Raw genomic sequence first — 18,874 nt, 5'->3', positions numbered from 1 at the left:
ATGCTGAGAACAACTCAATCTGAGAACAACTTAGCGCACGAAAGAGGGGACCTCAAGCCCCCTCTTTCCTCAGCGGACGGTGCCCACCAGGTGCGGCCGGCCCTGCCGCGCGTCGTGCAGCGCGAAGTCCCAGGCCGCGCCCGTGGCGGTGGCGCTGAAGGCCACCGTGGACGGCAGCGGCACGGGCAGCTTGAACGCCACCTCCACCGTGTACGCCTCCGGCAGCCGGCTTTCCAGCGCCGCCAGACAGCGGGCCTTGCTCCACATGCCGTGCGCGATCGGGCGCGGGAAGCCGAACAGCCGCGCGCCGAGCCTTGAGGTGTGGATCGGGTTGTGGTCGCCGGAGACCCGGGCGTAGTCGGTCCCCACCCGGGGGGTCACCCGCCAGTGCGCCGAGGCGGGCGGCGGGGTCGGGCGGTCACCCCGGTCGGGCCGCGGGCCGCCGCCCGCCGTGCGCTCCTTCCCGAGGTACGTCGAGACGCCCCGCCAGACCTCCTCCCCGCCGACCGAGCCGACGAGCACCACGTCGAGCTGCCGGCCCCGCTCGTGCGGGCGCAGGTTCTCGGCGTACGTGCGGAAGTCCACCGTCTCGCCGGCCTCCACGGGCCGGTGCACGGTGATCCGGTTCGCCACGTGCACCACCCCGGTCAGCGGGATGGGGAACTCCGGCGCGGTCATCAACCGCAGCGAGAGCGGAAAGCCCAGCACGTGCAGGTACGTCGCCGGCAGCCGGTCGGCCAGCCGGAACCCGCAGACCCGGTCGTAGTCGGCCAGGTGCGCCGGGTCGACCGGCACCCCCGTGACGGCCAGCTCCACGGCCGGCACCTCCGGCCGCCGCCGGCCGCCCGTCCCGGGCAGCGCGCCCAGCAGGGCCCGCCGGTAGAGCGCCCCCGGCGCGGGCAGCCGGGGCAGGTCGATGCGCAGACGCCCGTCCGGCCCGGTGCGCTCCGGGGCGGTCAGGGTGGCCGCCCCGCCCGCCGCGACCGCCGCGGCGGCGCTGGCCAGGCCCTGGGTCCGGTCCCCGGCCAGCGCGGACAGGTCCTGCGTGCGGTCCTCGGCCAGCGCGGACAGGTCCTGGGTGTGGTCCTCGGCCAGCGCGGACAGGTCCTGGGTCGCCTCGATCGGCGGCTCCGGGGCGCTGCGCGCCGCGAGCGCCGCGCGGGCCGATGTCAGGTCCTGGGTCGGACCCTCGATCAGCTCGTGCACCGACAGCTCCTCGGCCGGCTCCTCCGGCCGCTGCTTCCGCCGCGCCATCACGCCCCCAGCAGGCTCTGGCCGCAGACCCGGACCACGTTGCCGCTGACCGCACCGCTCGCCGGCCAGGACAGCCAGCCGATCGTCTCGGCCACGTCCACCGGCAGGCCGCCCTGGGCCATGCTGTTCATCCGCCGGCCCGCCTCGCGGATCATCAGCGGGATCCGGGCGGTCAGCCGGGTCTCGATGAAGCCGGGCGCGACCGCGTTGAGGCTGATGCCCCGCTCGCGCAGCACCGGGGAGAGGGAGTCGACCAGGCCGATCACGCCGGCCTTGCTGGTCGCGTAGTTGGTCTGGCCCCGGTTGCCGGCGATGCCGGCGATCGAGGAGACCGAGACGATCCGGCCGCCGGCCGGGATCAGGTCGCGCTCCAGCAGCACGTCGTTGATCCGCTCCTGGCTGGAGAGGTTCACGTCGATCACCGAGTCCCAGCGGTCAGCGTCCATCCGGCCCAGCGTCTTGTCCCGGGTGATGCCGGCGTTGTGCACCACCACGTCGACCCGGCCGTGCCGGCTCGCCAGGTGGTCGGCCAGCCGGGTCGGGGCGTCCGGCGCGGTCAGGTCGAGCTGCACCGCGCTGCCGCCGACCTCGTTGGCGACCGCGGCCAGCTCGTCCCCGGCGGCCGGGATGTCGAGCGCGACGACCGTGGCGCCGTCCCGGGCGAGCACGCGGGCCAGCGCCGCGCCGATGCCCCGGGCCGCCCCGGTGACCAGGACGACCTGACCGTCCAGCGGCCGGTCCCAGTCGGCCGGCGCCGTGGCCGTGCCGGCGCCGACCCGGATCACCTGGCCCGAGACGTACGCGGACCGGCCGCTGAGCAGGAAGCGCAGGGTGGACTCCAGGCTGACCGGCGTGCCGGCGTCGCCGTCCTTCGTGACGTACACGAGCTGGGCGGTCACGCCCCGGCCGAACTCCTTGCCGATGCTGCGGGTCAGCCCCTCCAGCGCGCGCTGGGCGGTCGCCTCCCGGGGCGAGCCGCACTCGGCCGGCGGGGTGCCCAGCACGATCACCCGGCCGCTGGGCAGCAGCGCCCGCGCCTGCGGGTGGAAGAAGTCGTAGAGCTGGCGCAGCCCGGTGGAGTCGGTGATGCCGCTGGCGTCGTACACCAGGGCCGCGAAGCGGGTGGTGGCGTCGGTCGCGGCGGCCGGGTCGACCAGCTCGACCCCGGCGGCGGTCAGGACCTTGCCCACCGGCTCGGCGAGCCGGCCGCCGGTCGACGAGCCGAGCAGGACCGGCCCGGGAACGAGCGGGTCGCCCGGCGTGTGCCGGCGAAGGCGAGGCGGGTCGGGCAGCCCGAGGCGCTTGACCAGCGTGCGGCCGGCCGCCGTTTGGACGAAGCTCGCGTACCTGTCGGTCATAGGCGTAGCCTACTGGCGAGTAGGGTTCGGGCAACAGCTTCGAGGAGGCCGATCGTGCAGAGTGTCCGGCGGGTCGCGGTGATCGGCGGCAACCGCATCCCCTTCGCCCGGTCCAACTCGCGCTACGCGCACGCGTCCAACGCGGACATGCTCGGTGCGGCGCTGGACGGGCTGGTCGCCCGGTTCGGGCTGGCCGGGCAGCGGGTCGGCGAGGTGGTGGCCGGCGCCGTGCTGAAGCACTCCCGGGACTTCAACCTCACCCGCGAGGTGGTGCTCGGTTCCCGGCTCGACCCGCACACCCCGGCGTACGACGTCCAGCAGGCGTGCGGCACCGGGCTGGAGGCCGCCATCCTGGTCGCCAACAAGATCGCGCTCGGGCAGATCGAGGTCGGCATCGCCGGTGGCGTCGACACCACCTCCGATGCGCCGCTGGCCGTCAACGAGGACCTGCGCCGGACCCTGATCCAGCTCAACTCCGCCCGTACGCTCGGCGAGCGGCTGAAGATCGCCGCCAAGCTCCGCCCGCTCCAGCCCTTCAAGCCGGAGATCCCGCGCAACGCGGAACCGCGCACCGGGCTGTCGATGGGCGAGCACGCCGCGAGGACCGCGCTGCGCTGGAACGTCGACCGGCAGGCCCAGGACGAGTTGGCGTTCCGCTCGCACCAGCGGCTCGCCGCCGCGTACGAGAAGGGGTTCTTCGACGACCTGCTGACCCCCTACCTGGGGCTCACCCGCGACCAGAACCTCCGCCCGGACACCAGCCTGGAGAAGCTCGGCTCGCTCAAGCCGGTCTTCGGCGCCAAAGGCCCGGACGCCGAGCGGGCCACCATGACCGCCGGCAACTCCTCCCCGCTCACCGACGGCGCGTCCACCGTGCTGCTGGCGTCGGAGGAGTGGGCGCGCGAGCACCACCTGCCGGTGCTGGCCTGGTTCTCCTGGTCGGAGACGGCGGCGGTCGACTTCGTCCACGGCGACGAAGGGCTGCTCATGGCCCCCGCGTACGCGGTGCCCCGGATGCTGGCCCGGGCCGGGCTGACCCTTCAGGACTTCGACTACTACGAGATCCACGAGGCGTTCGCCTCCCAGGTGCTGGCCACGCTGGCGGCCTGGGAGTCGCCGGAGTTCTGCAAGGAGCGGCTCGGCCTGGACGCGCCGCTCGGCGGGATCGACCGGGACAAGCTCAACGTCAACGGCTCCTCGCTGGCCGCCGGGCACCCGTTCGCGGCCACCGGCGGCCGGATCGTGGCGACCCTGGCCAAGCTCCTCGACCAGAAGGGGAGCGGGCGGGGGCTCATCTCCATCTGCGCGGCCGGTGGGCAGGGCGTGACCGCGATCCTCGAACGCTGATCTCCAACGGCGACGCCCGCCCGGGCCGTACCCGGGCGGGCGTCGTTCGTCGCGCGACGGTTCAGCTTCCGAGGTCGAACTTCTCCCAGGGGCCGATCGCGGTGCGGTTGGCGATGAGCGGCTTGGCGCCGCCGTTCTCCGCGGTGACGTATCTGCTGTTGGCGCCGGCCTTGAGGCTCACCGTGCCGTCGGCGTTGCGGATCAGGGTGAACCTCTCCCAGGCCCCGACACTGGTCCGGTTGGCGATCAGCGGGTTGAGGCCGCCGTTGTCCGCGCAGACGAAGCGGTTGTTCGCGCGGGCGAAGACGCCGATCTGCCCGTTGCCGAGGTCGACCAGGTCGAACCGCTGTCCGGCCCCGACGCTGGTGCTGTTCGCGATCAGTGGCTTGGCGCCGGCGCTGTCGGCGGTGACGAAGCGGCCGTTCGCGCGGGCCTTGAACGACCGGTCCGCATCGGTGGCGACCACCCGGTAGAACTTCTGCGCGGTGCCGATCGAGGTCGTGTCCGGAAGCAGGTAGAAGGAGTGCGTCGAGGCGGCGCCCAGGTAGCGGTTGCCCACCACCGACCTGATGCTGATGGTGCCGTCGGTGTTCCGGAGCACGGTGAACTTCTCCGCATCGGCGACCTTGACGCTGGTCGGAGCCACGGCCAGCCCCGAGGATCCGGTGGCGATGTACCTCCCGGTCGCCCGGGAGAGAATCGCGACGTTGCCGGAGCCGGCGTCCGCCAGGTCGAACTGCCCGGCCGCGGTCAGGCCCGGCTGGTTCGCCTGGAGACTCGGCCCGCCGGAGGAGGGGGCGACGTACCGGAGGTTGCTGAGCGCGAGCAGGCCCACCGTGGCGGTCCGGCGGAGCACGCTGATCGGATCCGTCCGGGTCCCCGACCTGCCGTCGGTGCCGATGACCTTGGTGGAGACCGTGTACTCGCCCGGGTTGGCGTAGTGGTGCGTGACGACCGGCGAGGTCTGGGTGACGGTCGTGCCGTCGCCGAAGGTGAACTGGTAGGACTCGATCGGGTAGGTGCCCGACTCCGAAGCGGTGGCGTCCACCTTCACGGCGCTCGCGCTGAGATCGAGGGTGAGCGCGGTGCGCACGACCGGGGTCCGGATCGTCTCGATCGCGCCCCGGTCGGCGTAGGTCACCGGGCCGACGCCGGTGTTCGGCACCGCCGGGTCGTCGATGCGTACCCTGCCGTCGCGGTCCTCGGTCTGGTAGCCGGGCGCCGCGGAGTTCGCGGAGTCGAAGGCGTCCCTGAGGTTCGCCGTCTCCCGGTCATGAGCGGCCTGACCCGAGGCGGCACGGAAGGCCGCCAGGCTCATCGGCGTGCCGTTCCACGCGTAGATCGTCGGTGAGGACCCGAGGTAGTGGTCGGCGTTGTTGTAGTCGATCACAACGTCCCGGACCGCGTTTCCGTACACCCCCAGCTCCACCCCGGTGCCGAAGCAGGTCCCGGGGCCGACCCCGCCGTTCGTGGTCAGGACGTTGTTCTGGGCGGAAACGCCGGTGGAGGCCCCGTCGATGCGGATGCCGTCGAGGCAGCGCTCCCGGACGGTGTTGTTGGTGATCGCCGTGCCGGCGGCGCCGCGGTTGTGGATGCCGTGGCCGGGTCCACCGTCGATCTGGTTGTTGACCACCACCGTGCCGGTCGCACCGGGCTCGACCGCGACGGCGGCACCCGTGAAGCCGCTGACGGTGTTGCCGAGGAGGGTGTTGCGGGAACCGTCGACCTGGATGCCGACGGTCGGGCTGGGGGTGTCGCCGCTGACGGTCGTCACGGTCGTGTCCCAGACGGACACGTCGCTGCTGGCGGCGATGGTCATCCCGGCCGCACCCCGGCCGGTGACGGTGAAGTGCCGCAGGCTCGCGTCGGTGACGCCAGCGAGCCGCACGGCCGGCGTCCCTGCGCCCTCCACCATCGCGAAGCCGCCACCGTCGACCGTGATCGCCGAGGAGTCGCGGATGTCGAGGGCGGGCGAGTCGCCGTAGCCGTTGACGCGGAAGTTCTGGATGGTGACGTGGTGCTGGCCGTCGATGACGAAGCCGGCGTTCGGCCCGACGAGGGTCGCGGAGCCGGTGGCGAAGAAGACGACCGGCATCCAGTCGGACCCGGAAGTGGTGACGGTGACGCGCTCGCGGTAGTTGCCCGAGCCGACGTCGACCCACTCCCCGTCGGTGGCCGCGGCGGCCGCGGCGATCGTGCAGAACGGCTGCTCCAGCGTGCCGGGGCCCTGGTCGGAGCAGGCGCTGGAGAGCTGCCTGACGTAGAGGGTGCCCTCGGCCGCGTGCGCCGGGGCGGCGGTGGCCAGGAGGGTGCCGCCGGTCAGCGCGAGAGCGGTGAGACCGGCGAGGGAAGGTTTGTGCATGTGGATTCCTCGGTCGAGGAGAAGGGGCGCCGGACGGGCCGGGGAGCCGATTTTTGCGTAGCGGAACGTTTCCCGCTGTCCCCACCGGCAAATCGGGCGGCGGTCGGCCCGTGGTTCGCCCCAGTCCGGCGTCCGCTGAGTTCCTCGCATGGACAGGAGGTCAGGTGTGGATCGGCACCAGGTACGCGGCGCCCTGCTGGCGGCGGGACTGTCGCCGGACGCCTTCGAGCTGGAGGACGTGCACGAGCACGTGCCGGTCCCGCCCGACTTCTGGTTCCTCCGCCACGCTCCCGGCGGTGGCTGGGAGATCGGCCTCTACGAGCGCGGGGTGCACGACGTCCGCCAGCGCTTCGACACCGAGGAGGACGCCTGCGCGGGGCTCTACCACGCCCTCACGGGCCGCCCCGCCCCGACCTGATCCGGCCCCTGGGCCGGCCGGAGCGCTGGTCGGCGCGTACGGGAGAATGGGGCCGTGACGATCCCGAACGTGCTCGCCAACCGCTACGCCTCGCCCGAGCTGGTCGCCCTCTGGTCGCCGGAGGAGAAGGTACGCATGGAGCGGCGGCTCTGGCTCGCCGTGCTGAAGGCCCAGCGGGACCTCGGCGTGCCGGTGCCGGACGGGGTGGTCGAGGCGTACGAGCGGGTGGTCGACGACGTCGACCTGGCCTCGATCGCCGAGCGCGAGCGGGTCACCCGACACGACGTGAAGGCCCGGATCGAGGAGTTCAGCGCGCTCGCCGGGCACGAGCACGTGCACAAGGGGATGACCTCCCGGGACCTCACCGAGAACGTCGAGCAGCTCCAGGTCCGGGCCTCGCTGGAGCTGATCCGGGACCGGGTGGTTGCCACCCTGGCCCGGCTGGCGTGGCACGCCCACGAGTACTCCGGCCTGGTGATGACCGGCCGGTCGCACAACGTGGCCGCGCAGGCCACCACGCTGGGCAAGCGCTTCGCCTCCGCGGCCGAGGAACTGCTGATCGCGTACGAGCGGCTGACGGACCTGATCGACCGCTACCCGCTGCGCGGCGTCAAGGGTCCGGTGGGCACCGCCGCCGACCAGCTCGACCTCTTCGACGGCGACGCCGACAAGGTGGCCGAGCTGGAGCGCCGGGTCGCCGGGCACCTGGGCTTCGCGCGGGTGCTGGACAGCGTCGGCCAGGTCTACCCGCGGTCGCTGGACTTCGACGTGCTCTCCGCGCTGGCCCAGGTCGCCGCCGCGCCGTCGTCGCTGGCCACCACGATCCGGCTGATGGTGGGCCAGGAGTTGGTCACCGAGGGCTTCAAGCCCGGCCAGGTGGGCTCCAGCGCGATGCCGCACAAGATGAACACCCGCTCGTCGGAGCGGGTGAACGGCTTCGCGGTGATCATCCGGGGTTACCTGTCGATGGTCGGCGAGCTGGCCGGCGACCAGTGGAACGAGGGGGACGTCTCCTGCTCGGTGGTCCGCCGGGTGGCCCTGCCGGACGCCTTCTTCGCGGCCGACGGGCTTTTCCAGACGTTCCTCACCGTGCTGGACGAGTTCGGCCCGTACCCGGCGGTGATCAACCGGGAGCTGGAGCGCTTCCTGCCCTTCCTGGCCACCACCAAGATCCTGGTCGCGGCGGTCCGCCGGGGTGTCGGCCGGGAGGTCGCGCACGAGGTGATCAAGGAGCACGCGGTCGCCGTGGCGCTGGCCATGCGGGAGAAGGGCGCCGCCGAGAACGACCTCTTCGACCGCCTCGCCGCGGACGGCCGGCTCGGCCTGAGCCGGGCGGAGATCGACGCCCTGGTCGCCGACCGCAACGCCTTCGTGGGCGCCGCCGGCGCCCAGGTCGACCGGGTGACCGCCCGCATCACCAGGATCGTGGAAGCCCACCCCGAGGCCGCCGCCTACTCCCCGCCTCCCATCCTCTGACCCGCGGGGGTCAGGAGTCGCGGGTCGGGGTGTCGGCGGCCGACGACAGGTTCGGGGCGCTGGCCGGTTCGGCGATGCCGCCGGGGGCTGCGGCGATCTCCGGCTCGTGGGCGCTCTCGGCCGCGACCATCGGCTGGTCGGGCGGCATGACATCGGGCATCTTGGGTACGACGATCACCGCCGTCCCGTACGCGCAGATCTCCATCCACATCTCGCCGCAGTCCCGGCTGTCGAAGCGCATGCCGATCACCGCGTTCGCGCCGATCCGCTGCGCCTCCTCACCGAGCCGGGCCACCGAGTCGGTGCGCCAGCGGGTCAGGTTGTCCGGCGCCATCGGGTCGTAGGCGCCACCGCGCAGGTTCTTGACCCCCTCGCGGTACGGGTTGCGGGTCCTCGCCATCGAGGAGACCACTTCGCCGAGGATCTGGCGGATCTCGTAGCCGGGCAGTTGATCCGTCGTCACGACCAGCACGCTTCCGATGCTGTCAGCCGTCGGGCGGCCGGTTCGTGAGCCGTGTTCACCTGATCGGATGCTGCAAAACGGCGCGGCGCGGACGGTCGGGGTGCCACCGACCCATCCGCGCCGCACCGGCGCTAACGGTCAGACACCGGCCACCGAGGTGATCCAGGACCGGTTGTACGCGACACTGCCGTAGTTCTGGATGCTGTAGCCGTCGGCGGTGGAGGCCACGCCGACCTGGCGGCCGTTGTAGAACTGCGGGCCGCCCGAGTCGCCCCGCCAGGCGTTGCCGTTGATCCGGGTGCTGCGGATCGCCTGGCCGCCGTAGGCGTCGGTGGCGTTGGTGCTGGTCACCTGCACGCTGGCGGTCTTGAGCTGGGGAGACGCGCCGCAGCCGCTGTAGCAGGTCATGCCCCAGCCGTAGATCGAGTTGGTCGAGCCGACCGGCGGGTTGCTGCTCGCCAGCGTCACGGTGGAGGTGCTGACCGCGCTGGAGAGGCGGAGCAGGGCCAGGTCGTAGCGGGTGTAGGAGGCGCTCACCGTGCGGGTGACCCCGCCGGAGGCGTAGTAGACGCTGCCGACCCGGACCGACATCGAGCCGCTGACGCAGTGCCGGGCCGTGAGCACCCACTGCGAGGCGATGACGCTGCCGGAGCAGGTGAACGAGCCGTTGCTGAACACCGCTGCGGCCCACGGGGCGGACGAGACGGTGCCGCCACCGATGATCGGCTGCGGGCCGGCCGGCGCGGCGGCGGCCCCGGAGGCGGTGGCGAGCACGCCGGCGAGGGCGGTGGTCAGCACGGCGAGCAGGGGACGGAGGCGCATGTCGGGGACTCCTTCTGCGACAGGGGTGCCCGGGTTCGCCGGGCAGGGGGTGACCCGACCGGGGCGGGTGGACCCGGCGGGCCGGTCGATGACCTCATCGACGTCTGACGATGAATGCTAAGGGTCGGCTGATGTTCGTCACAAGAGTTCTATCGAAATCGGTGGATCGATCGGCCCTCTGTGGCGGTGCGGGCCGGCCGTCTGTCGGAAACCGGTCCCGCCGCCGGGGGCGTACGGCAAAATGCCTGGTGAGGGGCCTGTCGCCGCGAGCCGGCAGCCGCGCCCGGCAACAAATTCGTATCGACGCCGCAACGAACGCGCATCGGCCTTCCGTCCCGGTGGCCGGTCACGCCGATCACTGCCTGACCCGGCCCCGGCCGGTGCGGGCGGGGCCGTATCTGCCAGGTAGGCTGGCTGCGCTCGCCCGTTGTGGGCCGGCACCCAACTGCGTACACAGTCAGGAGTGCCCCGTGCCTCGCGTCGTCGTCGACGTCATGCTCAAGCCCGAGATCCTCGATCCTCAGGGCCAGGCCGTCGCAAACGCGCTGCCCCGGCTCGGCGTCAGCGACGTCGCCTCGGTCCGGATCGGCAGGCGGATCGAGATCGAGTTCACCGGTGAACCGGACCTGGACCGGGCCCGGGAGATCGCCGACAAGCTGCTCGCCAACCCGGTCATCGAGGACTTCACCGTCCACCTGGTCGAGGCCGACGAGACCGCGGACGCGCGCTCGTGACCGCGCGGGTCGGTGTGGTGACCTTCCCCGGCTCGCTCGACGACGGGGACGCGGCCCGGGCCGTCCGGATCGCCGGCGCCGAACCGGTCCGGCTCTGGCACGGCGACCCGGACCTGCACGGCGTCGACGCCGTCGTCCTGCCCGGTGGCTTCTCCTACGGCGACTACCTGCGCTGCGGCGCGATCGCCCGGTTCGCCCCGGTGATGGGCTCGATCGTCGACGCCGCCCGCGGTGGCCTGCCGGTGCTCGGCATCTGCAACGGCTTCCAGATCCTCTGCGAGGCCCACCTGCTGCCCGGCGCGCTCACCCGCAACCAGCACCTCCACTTCCGCAACCGCGACCAGGTCCTCCGGATCGAGGCCGTCGGCACCGCCTGGACCAACGCGTTCCAGCCCGGCCAGGAGGTGCTCATCCCGGTCAAGAACGGCGAGGGCTGCTACGTCGCCGACCCGGCCACGCTGGACCGGCTGGAGGCCGAGGGCCGCGTCGTCGCCCGCTACGTCGGCGGCAACCCCAACGGATCGCAGCGCGACATCGCCGCGATCACCAACGAGGCCGGCAACGTGGTCGGCATCATGCCGCACCCCGAGCACGCGGTGGAGGCCCTCACCGGCCCCTCCCTGGACGGCCTCGGCTTCTTCACCTCGGTGCTCAAGCACCTGGTGGGGGCCCCGGCGTGACCGTGCGCGGCGGGATCATCGGTCGGCTCACCCGCCGCCACGGCGGCGAGCGCAGCGAGGAGAGGTCATGACCACCCATCCGGACCCGGCCCTGCGGGAGACGCCGGGCGTGGTGCCGCAGGCCGGCCCGGCCGAGGACTGGGCCCTCGGCGTGGACACCGTGCCCCGGGCCGCCGGCACCCCCGAAGAGCTCCAGCCGTACGCCGAGCTGGGCCTTCGCGACGACGAGTACGACCGGATCCGGCACATCCTCGGCCGCCGACCCACGCAGGCCGAGCTGGCCATGTACTCGATCATGTGGAGCGAGCACTGCTCCTACAAGTCGAGCAAGGTGCACCTGCGCCAGTTCGGTGAGAAGGCGCCGCCGAGCGACCGGCTGCTGGCCGGCATCGGCGAGAACGCCGGCGTGGTCCAGGTCTCCGACGAGCTGGCGGTGACCTTCAAGGTCGAGTCGCACAACCACCCGAGCTTCGTCGAGCCGTACCAGGGCGCGGCGACCGGCGTCGGCGGCATCGTCCGCGACATCCTCGCCATGGGCGCCCGCCCGGTCGCCGTGATGGACCCGCTGCGCTTCGGCGCGGCCGACCACCCGGACACCGCCCGCGTGCTGCCCGGCGTGGTGGCCGGCGTCGGCGGCTACGGCAACTGCCTCGGCCTGCCCAACATCGGCGGCGAGGTGGTCTTCGACCCCTGCTACCAGGGCAACCCGCTGGTCAACGCGCTCTGCCTCGGCGTGCTGCCGGTCGACCGGCTGCAGAAGAAGGAGGCCGCCGGCCCCGGCAACGTCGTGGTGCTGATGGGCGCCAAGACCGGCCGGGACGGCATCGGCGGCGTGTCGGTGCTGGCCAGCGCCACCTTCGACGAGGGCAGCGAGCAGCGCCGCCCGTCCGTGCAGGTGGGTGACCCGTTCACCGAGAAGCTGCTCATCGAGGCGTGCCTCGAGCTGTACGACGCCGAGCTGGTCGTCGGCATCCAGGACCTCGGCGGCGCCGGCCTGACCTGCGCGCTCACCGAGACGGCCGCCGCGGCCGGCACCGGCATGCGCGTCTGGCTGGAGCGGGTGCCGCTGCGCGAGCCCTCGATGGAGCCGCACGAGATCCTGGCCAGCGAGTCCCAGGAGCGGATGCTGCTGGTGGTCGCGCCGGACAAGCTGGAGGCGGTGCTCAAGACCGCCGAGAAGTGGGGCGTGCTCGCCACCGCGATCGGCGAGGTCACCCCGCCGTCGCCGGACGGCCAGCCGGGCCGGCTGCTGATCACCTGGCGCGACCAGATGGTCGTGGACGTGCCGCCGGGGTCGCTGGTCGACGACGGGCCGGTCTACGCCCGCCCGATGCGCGAGCCGGCCGACCTGATCCTGCTCCAGGCCGACCGGGCCGAGACGCTGCCCCGGCCGAGCAACCCGGAGGCGCTCCGGGAGACCCTGCTCCGCATGATCGCGTCGCCGAACCTGGCCGACAAGACCTGGGTCACCGAGCAGTACGACCGGTACGTGCTGGGCAACACCGTGCTCGCCCAGCCGGAGGACTCCGGCGTGATCCGGATCGACGAGCGGACCGGCCTCGGCGTGGCCCTCTCCGTCGACGGCAACGGCCGGTACGCGCGCCTCGACCCGTACCACGGGACGAAGCTCGCGCTGGCCGAGGCGTACCGGAACGTGGCGGTGACCGGCGCGAAGCCGATCGCCGTCACCAACTGCCTCAACTTCGGCTCGCCGGAGGACCCGGGCGTCATGTGGCAGTTCGCCGAGGCCGTGCGCGGCCTGGCGGACGGCTGCCTGGAGCTGGGCATCCCGGTGACCGGCGGCAACGTCAGCTTCTACAACCAGACGGGCGCGGCGGCCATCCACCCGACCCCCGTGGTCGGCGTGCTGGGCGTGCTGGACAACGTGGCGGACCGGGTGCCGATGGGCTTCGTGCCGCGGCCGGCCGGCGACCACGACCAGCTCTTCCTGCTGGGCGAGACGCACGTCGAGCTCTCCGGCTCGGAGTGGGCCTGGGTGACCCACGAGCACCTGGGCGGCATCCCGCCGCAGGTCGACCTGGCCCGCGAGCGGCAGCTCGCCGAGCTGCTCGCCGACGCGGCCCGGGTCGGGCACCTCAGCTCCGCGCACGACCTCTCCGACGGCGGTCTCGCCCAGAGCCTGGTCGAGTCCAGCCTGCGGCGCGGGGTCGGCGCCCGGGTGGTGCTGCCGGAGCACTTCGCCGGCGGATCGATGCCGTTCGTCTTCCTGTTCAGCGAGTCCGCCGGCCGCGTGCTGGTGTCGGTGCCGCGCGGGCACGAGAAGGCGTTCACCGCCCTCTGCGCCGAGCGCGGGGTGCCGTGGGAGTTCATCGGGGTCACCGACCCGGCCGGCGGCGCCCTGGAGGTGCACGGCCAGTTCCGGATCGGCCTCGACGAGCTGCGCGAGGCGCACACCGCCACCCTGCCGCGCCTCTTCGGCGGCGCGGAGGCGGCCCGGGTCGAGGTGGAGGCCACCCGCACCGGGACCACCACCGTCCTGCCGGCCACCGCCGAGCAGCCGGTCGGTGTCGACCCGGCCGAGGTCGACGCCGAGCCGATCGCGCGGGCCGGCTCCGCTCCGGCGGAGACCGAGGTCGAGGCGGCCGTTCCCGGCGAGGTCGCGGACGCTCCGGCGGCCGACGACACCGCGACGGACGAGGCTCCGGCGGAGGTCGCCGACGTCACGACCGACGCTGCCGGCGACGCCCCCGAGGCGGCGCCCGGCCCGGACGGCTCCGCGACGGCTACCGGTGACACCGACCAGCGCCCCGCGCCGGATCAGCGCTGAGGCCCTGGCCTTGGCTGTCTTCGCCCAACCCGGCGCGGGCGCCCGGTTCGACTGGGGGCTGAGCGGGGCCGCGGAGCTCGGCCGGGTCTGCGCCGCCCTGGTGGTGGTGGACGTGCTCTCGTTCACCACCGCCGTGGAGGTGGCGGTCAGCCGCGGCATGCGGGTGCACCCGTTCCCGTGGGGCGAGCAGGCCGCCGACTACGCCCGCCGCGTCGGTGCCGTCGCCGCGGTCGGCCGCCGGAAGACGACCCCGGAGCACCCGTGGTCGCTCTCCCCGGCGGCGCTGCGGACCGCGCCGGTCGTCGCCGACCTGGTGCTGCCGTCGCCGAACGGCTCGGCGATCAGCGCCGCCGCGAGTGCCACCGGCGTGCCGGTGGTCGCGGCGTGCCTGCGCAACGCGCGCGCCGTCGGGCGCTGGCTCCGCGCCCAGGGGTACGGCTCGACCGACGCCCCGGTCGGTGTGGTGGCCGCCGGTGAACGCTGGCCCGACGGGTCGCTGCGCCCCGGCGTGGAGGACCAGCTCGGCGCGGCCAGCGTGCTCGACGCCCTGTCCGGGGTGCCCGGCGGGCTCTCGGTGGAGGCGGCCATGGCCCTGGCCGCCCTGGCCAGCACGCCCGACGTGCCGGCGGCGGTCCGGGGCTGCGTCTCCGGCCGGGAACTCATTGAGGGTGGCTTCGCCCAGGACGTGGCCGTCGCCGTCGAGGTCGGCGTCTCCGACGTGGTGCCGGTGCTGCGCCAGGGCTACTTCGCCGCCGCCTGAGGCCGGCCCCCCCTCGCACTCCTCAACCAACCGCTACGCGAAAGTGGCCGCCCGGCTCAGCCGGGCGGCCACTTTCGTCGTGCTCGATCAGGGCGCTCGCGCGCTGGCCGGTCAGTCGTCCAGCCAGTCCAGGCGGCGGCCGCCGCGGTCCTGCGGGGCGTCCGGTCGGCCCCGGCCCGCCTCGGCCGGGTCGGCGTAGTAGCCACCCTGGTCGTAACCCTGGTTGTCGTAGCCACCGCCGCGCTGCTGCGGCGGCTGCTCCTGGCCGTAGCCGCCCGGCTGGCCGTAGCCACCCTGCTGCGGCTGGCCGTAACCGTTGCCGCCGCCGTAGCCGCCGCGCTGGTCGTACCCGTCGTAGCCGCCCTGCTGGCCGCCGTCGTAGCCGGCCTGGCGGCTGTCGTAGCCACCGGTCTGGCCGCTGTCGTAGCCACCGGCCGGTGCGCCGTCGAAGCCACCGCCCGGGGCGTTTCCGTAGCCGCCCGCGGGAGCGTTGTCGTAGCCACCCGCCGGTGCGCCGTAGCCGCCCCCGGAGCCGTAGCCGTTGCCGCCCTGCTCGGGGCCGCGGCCGTACTGGCCCTGGCCGGGCTGGTCGTAGCCCCGGGCCTGGTCCGGCTGGTAGGTGCTGGTCGGGTACGGGTCGGCCGGCGGCGCGTACTGGGTGCTGTCGCCGGTGTAGCGGCCGGTGGGCTCGTCGTAGCGCTCGTTGCCGTAGCCGCCGCCCTGGGCCGGCGGGTAACCGGCGGCGCCGGCGCCGTAGTCCCGGCTGCCGTAGCCGCCACCGGAGGACGGGGCGGTGCCGTAGCCGCCGCCCGAGGCCGGGGCGGCGCCGTAGCCGCCGCCCGAGGCCGGGGCGGCGCCGTAGCCGTTGTCGCCGCCGCCGTAGCCGCCCTGGCCGTGAGCCTCGTCGCCGTAGCCGTTGCCGGCCCAGCCGGCCGCACCGGCACCGGCACCGGCACCGGCGCCGTAGGCGGGGCCGGGCGGCGCGCCGTACGGGTCCGGCGGCACGTCGTCGACGACCGGGCGGTGCATCATGGTCGGCGCGTCGCTCAGCGAGGTGCCACCGACCATGGTCGGCGCCGGTCCGGCGCCCATGCCGTTGACCACGCGGGTCTGGTCGTCCGCGCCCCGGTAGGCGCCCCGGGCACCCGGCACCGCGCCGGCCGCTCCGGCCGGGCCACCGGGTCCGGTCGGCCCGTGCGGGCCGTCCCCGTCGCCGTCGCCGTCCTCGTTCTTGCGCCGCATGTAGAGCAGCACGATGGTGCCCACACCGACGGCAACGAAGAGGCCGCCGAGCAGGATCAGCAGCCAGGAGCCGAAGCCGCCGGAGTCCTCGTTGGCGGCCGGCTGCTGGGCGGCCGGCGCCTGACTGGCCGGCTCGTCGGTCGCCTCGTCGGTCGCCTCGTCGCTCGGCAGGGCCTCGTCGCTGGCGGACGGGGTGGGGCTCGGGCTGGCCTCGACCTGGATCGGCACGCTGACCCGCAGGCCGGTCACCGACTGGCCGGCCGCGGCGTCGAACGACTTGGTGCCGATCTTGCCGTCCTTGTTCGCGCCCAGGTCGATCCGGCCGGGGGCGATCGGGTCCGAGGTCGAGCCGGTGAACCGGAAGTTGCCGCTACCGTCCGTGCTGGCCTGGCGCTGCTTGCCCTGGCTGTCCCGGAGCATGACCACGGCGCCCGCGATCGGCTCGCTGTTCGCCGCGACGACCACCTTGCCGGAGATCGACTTCACGGTCTGCGTCTGCTGCTGAGTCGGTGGCGCGGCCTGACCTTGAACCGTCATGTCGCGAGCGTCGCTGGCCTGGTCACCGCCAGCCTTGGCGCTGACCCGAACCTGCCCGGACTTGGTCGTGCCCTGGGCGATGTTGTCCGCCACGAGTGTGACGGTGATCGACTCTGTCTGGCCGGGCTGGATCGGTCGAGCGGGCACGCTGCATTCGCCCTGGCAGTTCAGGCCGTTGAAGGTGCCGACGTTGATGCTGAAGACCGTCGGAACGTCGTTGTTGTTCTTGACGCTGAAGGTCATCCTGGTCTGCTGGCCGCTCTGCAACGTGCCGGTCGGCAGGTTGGTGATCTGCACGTCCGGGTTGGCAGCCGAGGCGGGTGTGGCGGGGACGGCGAGCAGCGCGCCGAAGACCAGCGCTACGACCACACCGGCCCGCTGCTTCCAGGCACGTCGGTGTGTTGACACGTCCACCGCCTTCCGGGTCTGACCCTCCCCGCCGGCCGGTCCGGCCGGGGTGATCACTCACGGTACGAATACGCCGTCGGCAACTATGCCTTGTCTGACCGGATCATCTCTACCCAGGGCCAGCGTCGACCGGGATGCCGCGGGGTCGTATCGTCCCGTCGTGTCCTCTCCGCACACTTATTCGGCCGCGGTCGCGGCAACGTTGACGGCGCTGGATGAGGGGCGTACGCCCGAACGGCCGGTGTTCCGGGAGGCGGTCCGTACCCTCTTGGCCGTCCTCGCGGAGCGCGCCCCCGGCCGATCGGTGGAGGTGCGGGTTCCACCCTACGGTGCCGTGCAGTGCGTGGCGGGACCGCGACACACCCGTGGAACGCCCCCGAACGTGGTGGAAATGGACCCGGCGACCTGGCTGGCGCTCGCCACCGGCCGCCTCGGCTGGGCGGAGGCCGTCACCGAGGGTCGCGTACGCGTGTCCGGCATCCGGGCGGATCTCTCCGAGCACCTCCCGCTCTAGCTGCGGCGATGCGTCCCCGGCGGTCACGCTGAGCGGGCAAATCGTGACTGTCGGTGCCGTCTGCTGTTCGCGTACACTGTGAGGCGACGACGGTCCCCGGCCCACCGTGCGGAGCTTGCCCCCCGACCTCCGCCAGGCCAGTCCAGACCCCAGCAAGAGGGAGCGGCAGGTGCCCCGAGGCGATGGCCGGCTGAGCCACGACCTTGACCCCCAGCGACCCGGCCCCCAGGACGCGTGTGGCGTCTTCGGCGTCTGGGCGCCCGGGGAAGAGGTCGCCAACCTGACCTACTTCGGGCTCTACGCCCTCCAGCACCGCGGCCAGGAGGCCGCGGGCATCGCGGTGAGCGACGGTTCGGGCGTGGTGGTCTACAAGGACCTCGGCCTGGTCGCCCAGGTCTTCGACGAGCCGACCCTGGCCAGCCTGCGCGGGCACGTCGCGATCGGGCACGCGCGCTACTCGACCACGGGCGGTTCGACCTGGGAGAACGCCCAGCCGACCATCCGGGCGACCAGCGCCGGCACCACGATCGCGCTGGCCCACAACGGCAACCTGGTCAACACGGCCGATCTGCAGCGCGAGGTGGCCGAGCGGGGCCTGGACTCCGACGGCTCGACCAACGACACCTCGCTGGTCACCATGCTGCTGGCCAGCCGACCCGACCTCTCCGTCGAGGCGGCCGCCCTGGAGGTGCTGCCCCAGCTGCGCGGCGCGTTCAGCTTCGTCTTCATGGACGAGTCGACCCTCTACGCGGCCCGCGACCCGCACGGCGTCCGCCCGCTGGTGCTCGGCCGGCTGGAGCGCGGCTGGGTGGTGGCGAGCGAGACCGCCGCGCTGGACATCGTCGGCGCGAGCGTGGTCCGCGAGGTGGAACCGGGCGAGCTGATCGCCATCGACGAGGACGGGCTGCGGTCCAGCCGGTTCGCCGCCCCGGAGCCCAAGGGCTGCCTCTTCGAGTACGTGTACATCGCCCGCCCGGACGCCACCATCGCCGGGCGGAACGTGCACTCCGCCCGGGTGCAGATCGGCCGCCAGCTCGCCAAGGAGCACCCGGTCGCGGCCGACCTGGTCATCCCGGTGCCGGAGTCCGGCACGCCGGCCGCGATCGGCTACGCCGAGGAGTCCGGCATCACCTACGGCCAGGGCCTGATGAAGAACCCGTACGTCGGGCGCACCTTCATCCAGCCCTCGCAGACCCTGCGCCAGCTCGGCATCCGGCTCAAGCTCAACCCGCTCCGGGAGAACGTCCGCGGCAAGCGGATCGTGGTGGTGGACGACTCGATCGTCCGCGGCAACACCCAGCGGGCCATCGTGCGGATGCTGCGCGAGGCGGGGGCGCTGGAGGTCCACGTCCGGATCTCCTCGCCGCCGGTCCGCTGGCCCTGCTTCTACGGGATCGACTTCGCCACCCGCGCCGAACTGCTGGCCAACGGGCTGGACAACGAGGGCATCCGCCGGTCGATCGGGGCCGACACGTTGGGCTACGTATCGCTCCCGGGCCTGATCGCCGCGACGGAGCAGCCGAAGACCCGGCTCTGCCGGGCGTGCTTCGACGGGGAATACCCGATCGAGCTGCCGGCCGGGAACCTGATCGGCAAGCACGTGCTCGAAGGAGTGGGCCGCCGGGTCGCCGCCGAGGCGTCCGAGCCCACCGCCGCAACCACCGCCGCGCTCGTCGCCACGCCGAGCAACCGCCCGTAGCACCACCGACGC

General features: G+C 73.3%; 15 protein-coding genes. 9 read left to right on the top strand and 6 right to left on the bottom strand.

All coding sequences use genetic code 11. The features are described from left to right. Positions 1 to 69: 69 nt before the first annotated feature. Both IEY96_RS04365 and IEY96_RS04360 read right to left on the bottom strand, forming a co-directional pair. A complete protein-coding gene (locus IEY96_RS04365; RefSeq protein WP_229791399.1) occupies positions 70 to 960 on the bottom strand; it encodes a MaoC/PaaZ C-terminal domain-containing protein in 891 nt (296 codons plus the stop codon). A gap of 293 nt (positions 961 to 1,253) precedes the next feature. Continuing rightward, positions 1,254 to 2,612, bottom strand: coding sequence for a 3-oxoacyl-ACP reductase (locus IEY96_RS04360; RefSeq protein WP_189193457.1), 1,359 nt, complete (start codon positions 2,610 to 2,612; stop codon positions 1,254 to 1,256). 54 nt (positions 2,613 to 2,666) lie between these two features. Here IEY96_RS04360 and IEY96_RS04355 point away from each other — a divergent pair, with 54 nt between their 5' ends. Next, a complete protein-coding gene (locus IEY96_RS04355) occupies positions 2,667 to 3,959 on the top strand; it encodes an acetyl-CoA C-acetyltransferase (RefSeq protein ID WP_189193456.1) in 1,293 nt (430 codons plus the stop codon). A 61-nt stretch (positions 3,960 to 4,020) separates the two neighbouring features. On the opposite strand, the gene IEY96_RS04350 is transcribed toward IEY96_RS04355, so the two are convergent. After that, complete coding sequence (locus tag IEY96_RS04350) at positions 4,021 to 6,321, bottom strand: right-handed parallel beta-helix repeat-containing protein (protein ID WP_189193455.1); 2,301 nt, start codon at positions 6,319 to 6,321, stop codon at positions 4,021 to 4,023. Positions 6,322 to 6,487: 166 nt separating this feature from the next. On the opposite strand from IEY96_RS04350, the gene IEY96_RS04345 reads away from it, so the two are divergent. Both IEY96_RS04345 and purB read left to right on the top strand, forming a co-directional pair. Then, positions 6,488 to 6,739, top strand: a complete 252-nt coding sequence (locus IEY96_RS04345; protein ID WP_189193454.1) for a hypothetical protein — start codon at positions 6,488 to 6,490, stop codon at positions 6,737 to 6,739. A gap of 54 nt (positions 6,740 to 6,793) precedes the next feature. Next, positions 6,794 to 8,215 carry an adenylosuccinate lyase gene (gene purB, locus IEY96_RS04340; protein ID WP_189193453.1) on the top strand — a complete coding sequence of 474 codons (1,422 nt, stop codon included), beginning with the start codon at positions 6,794 to 6,796 and terminating at the stop codon, positions 8,213 to 8,215. 10 nt (positions 8,216 to 8,225) lie between these two features. On the opposite strand, the gene IEY96_RS04335 is transcribed toward purB, so the two are convergent. Together IEY96_RS04335 and IEY96_RS04330 are read right to left on the bottom strand one after the other, a co-directional pair. Beyond that, positions 8,226 to 8,804, bottom strand: a complete 579-nt coding sequence (locus tag IEY96_RS04335; protein ID WP_189193452.1) for a YbjQ family protein — start codon at positions 8,802 to 8,804, stop codon at positions 8,226 to 8,228. A 12-nt stretch (positions 8,805 to 8,816) separates the two neighbouring features. Continuing rightward, positions 8,817 to 9,500, bottom strand: a complete 684-nt coding sequence (locus tag IEY96_RS04330) for a S1 family peptidase (protein ID WP_091315786.1) — start codon at positions 9,498 to 9,500, stop codon at positions 8,817 to 8,819. Positions 9,501 to 9,970: 470 nt separating this feature from the next. On the opposite strand from IEY96_RS04330, the gene purS reads away from it, so the two are divergent. The 4 genes from purS (at position 9,971) to IEY96_RS04310 (ending at position 14,462) form a co-directional block, all read left to right on the top strand. Continuing rightward, a complete protein-coding gene (gene purS, locus IEY96_RS04325; protein WP_091315782.1) occupies positions 9,971 to 10,234 on the top strand; it encodes a phosphoribosylformylglycinamidine synthase subunit PurS in 264 nt (87 codons plus the stop codon). Further along, positions 10,231 to 10,914, top strand: a complete 684-nt coding sequence (purQ, locus tag IEY96_RS04320) for a phosphoribosylformylglycinamidine synthase subunit PurQ (protein WP_091264340.1) — start codon at positions 10,231 to 10,233, stop codon at positions 10,912 to 10,914. The genes purS and purQ overlap by 4 nt, the downstream gene beginning before the upstream one ends. A gap of 67 nt (positions 10,915 to 10,981) precedes the next feature. Continuing rightward, positions 10,982 to 13,702: a phosphoribosylformylglycinamidine synthase subunit PurL gene (gene purL, locus IEY96_RS04315; protein ID WP_189193451.1), complete on the top strand. Its 2,721-nt coding sequence runs from the start codon at positions 10,982 to 10,984 to the stop codon at positions 13,700 to 13,702. Between the two features lie 10 nt (positions 13,703 to 13,712). After that, entirely contained in the window at positions 13,713 to 14,462 is a 750-nt protein-coding gene (locus IEY96_RS04310) for a 2-phosphosulfolactate phosphatase (protein ID WP_189193620.1), read from the top strand. A 111-nt stretch (positions 14,463 to 14,573) separates the two neighbouring features. Here IEY96_RS04310 and IEY96_RS04305 read toward each other — a convergent pair whose 3' ends face one another. After that, entirely contained in the window at positions 14,574 to 16,706 is a 2,133-nt protein-coding gene (locus tag IEY96_RS04305; protein WP_373293501.1) for a carboxypeptidase regulatory-like domain-containing protein, read from the bottom strand. Positions 16,707 to 16,809: 103 nt separating this feature from the next. Here IEY96_RS04305 and IEY96_RS04300 point away from each other — a divergent pair, with 103 nt between their 5' ends. Together IEY96_RS04300 and purF are read left to right on the top strand one after the other, a co-directional pair. Further along, positions 16,810 to 17,163 carry a sterol carrier family protein gene (locus tag IEY96_RS04300; protein ID WP_229791370.1) on the top strand — a complete coding sequence of 118 codons (354 nt, stop codon included), beginning with the start codon at positions 16,810 to 16,812 and terminating at the stop codon, positions 17,161 to 17,163. A 169-nt stretch (positions 17,164 to 17,332) separates the two neighbouring features. After that, a complete protein-coding gene (gene purF, locus IEY96_RS04295; protein ID WP_189193449.1) occupies positions 17,333 to 18,862 on the top strand; it encodes an amidophosphoribosyltransferase in 1,530 nt (509 codons plus the stop codon). The last annotated feature ends 12 nt before the right edge of the window (positions 18,863 to 18,874 follow it).

The sequence above is a fragment of the Micromonospora fulviviridis genome (assembly GCF_014648395.1).
Taxonomy (GTDB): Bacteria; Actinomycetota; Actinomycetes; order Mycobacteriales; family Micromonosporaceae; genus Micromonospora; species Micromonospora fulviviridis.
Note: the sequence above shows the minus strand (reverse complement) of the source record. Positions and strands in the feature narration are given on the sequence as shown.

Excerpts from the sequence above, each read along its gene's own strand:
- IEY96_RS04330 (WP_091315786.1), bottom strand. The coding sequence starts at position 9,500 with ATGCGCCTCCGTCCCCTGCTCGCCGTGCTGACCACCGCCCTCGCCGGC.
- IEY96_RS04350 (WP_189193455.1), bottom strand. The coding sequence starts at position 6,321 with ATGCACAAACCTTCCCTCGCCGGTCTCACCGCTCTCGCGCTGACCGGC.
- purL (WP_189193451.1), top strand. The coding sequence starts at position 10,982 with ATGACCACCCATCCGGACCCGGCCCTGCGGGAGACGCCGGGCGTGGTG.
- IEY96_RS04360 (WP_189193457.1), bottom strand. The coding sequence starts at position 2,612 with ATGACCGACAGGTACGCGAGCTTCGTCCAAACGGCGGCCGGCCGCACG.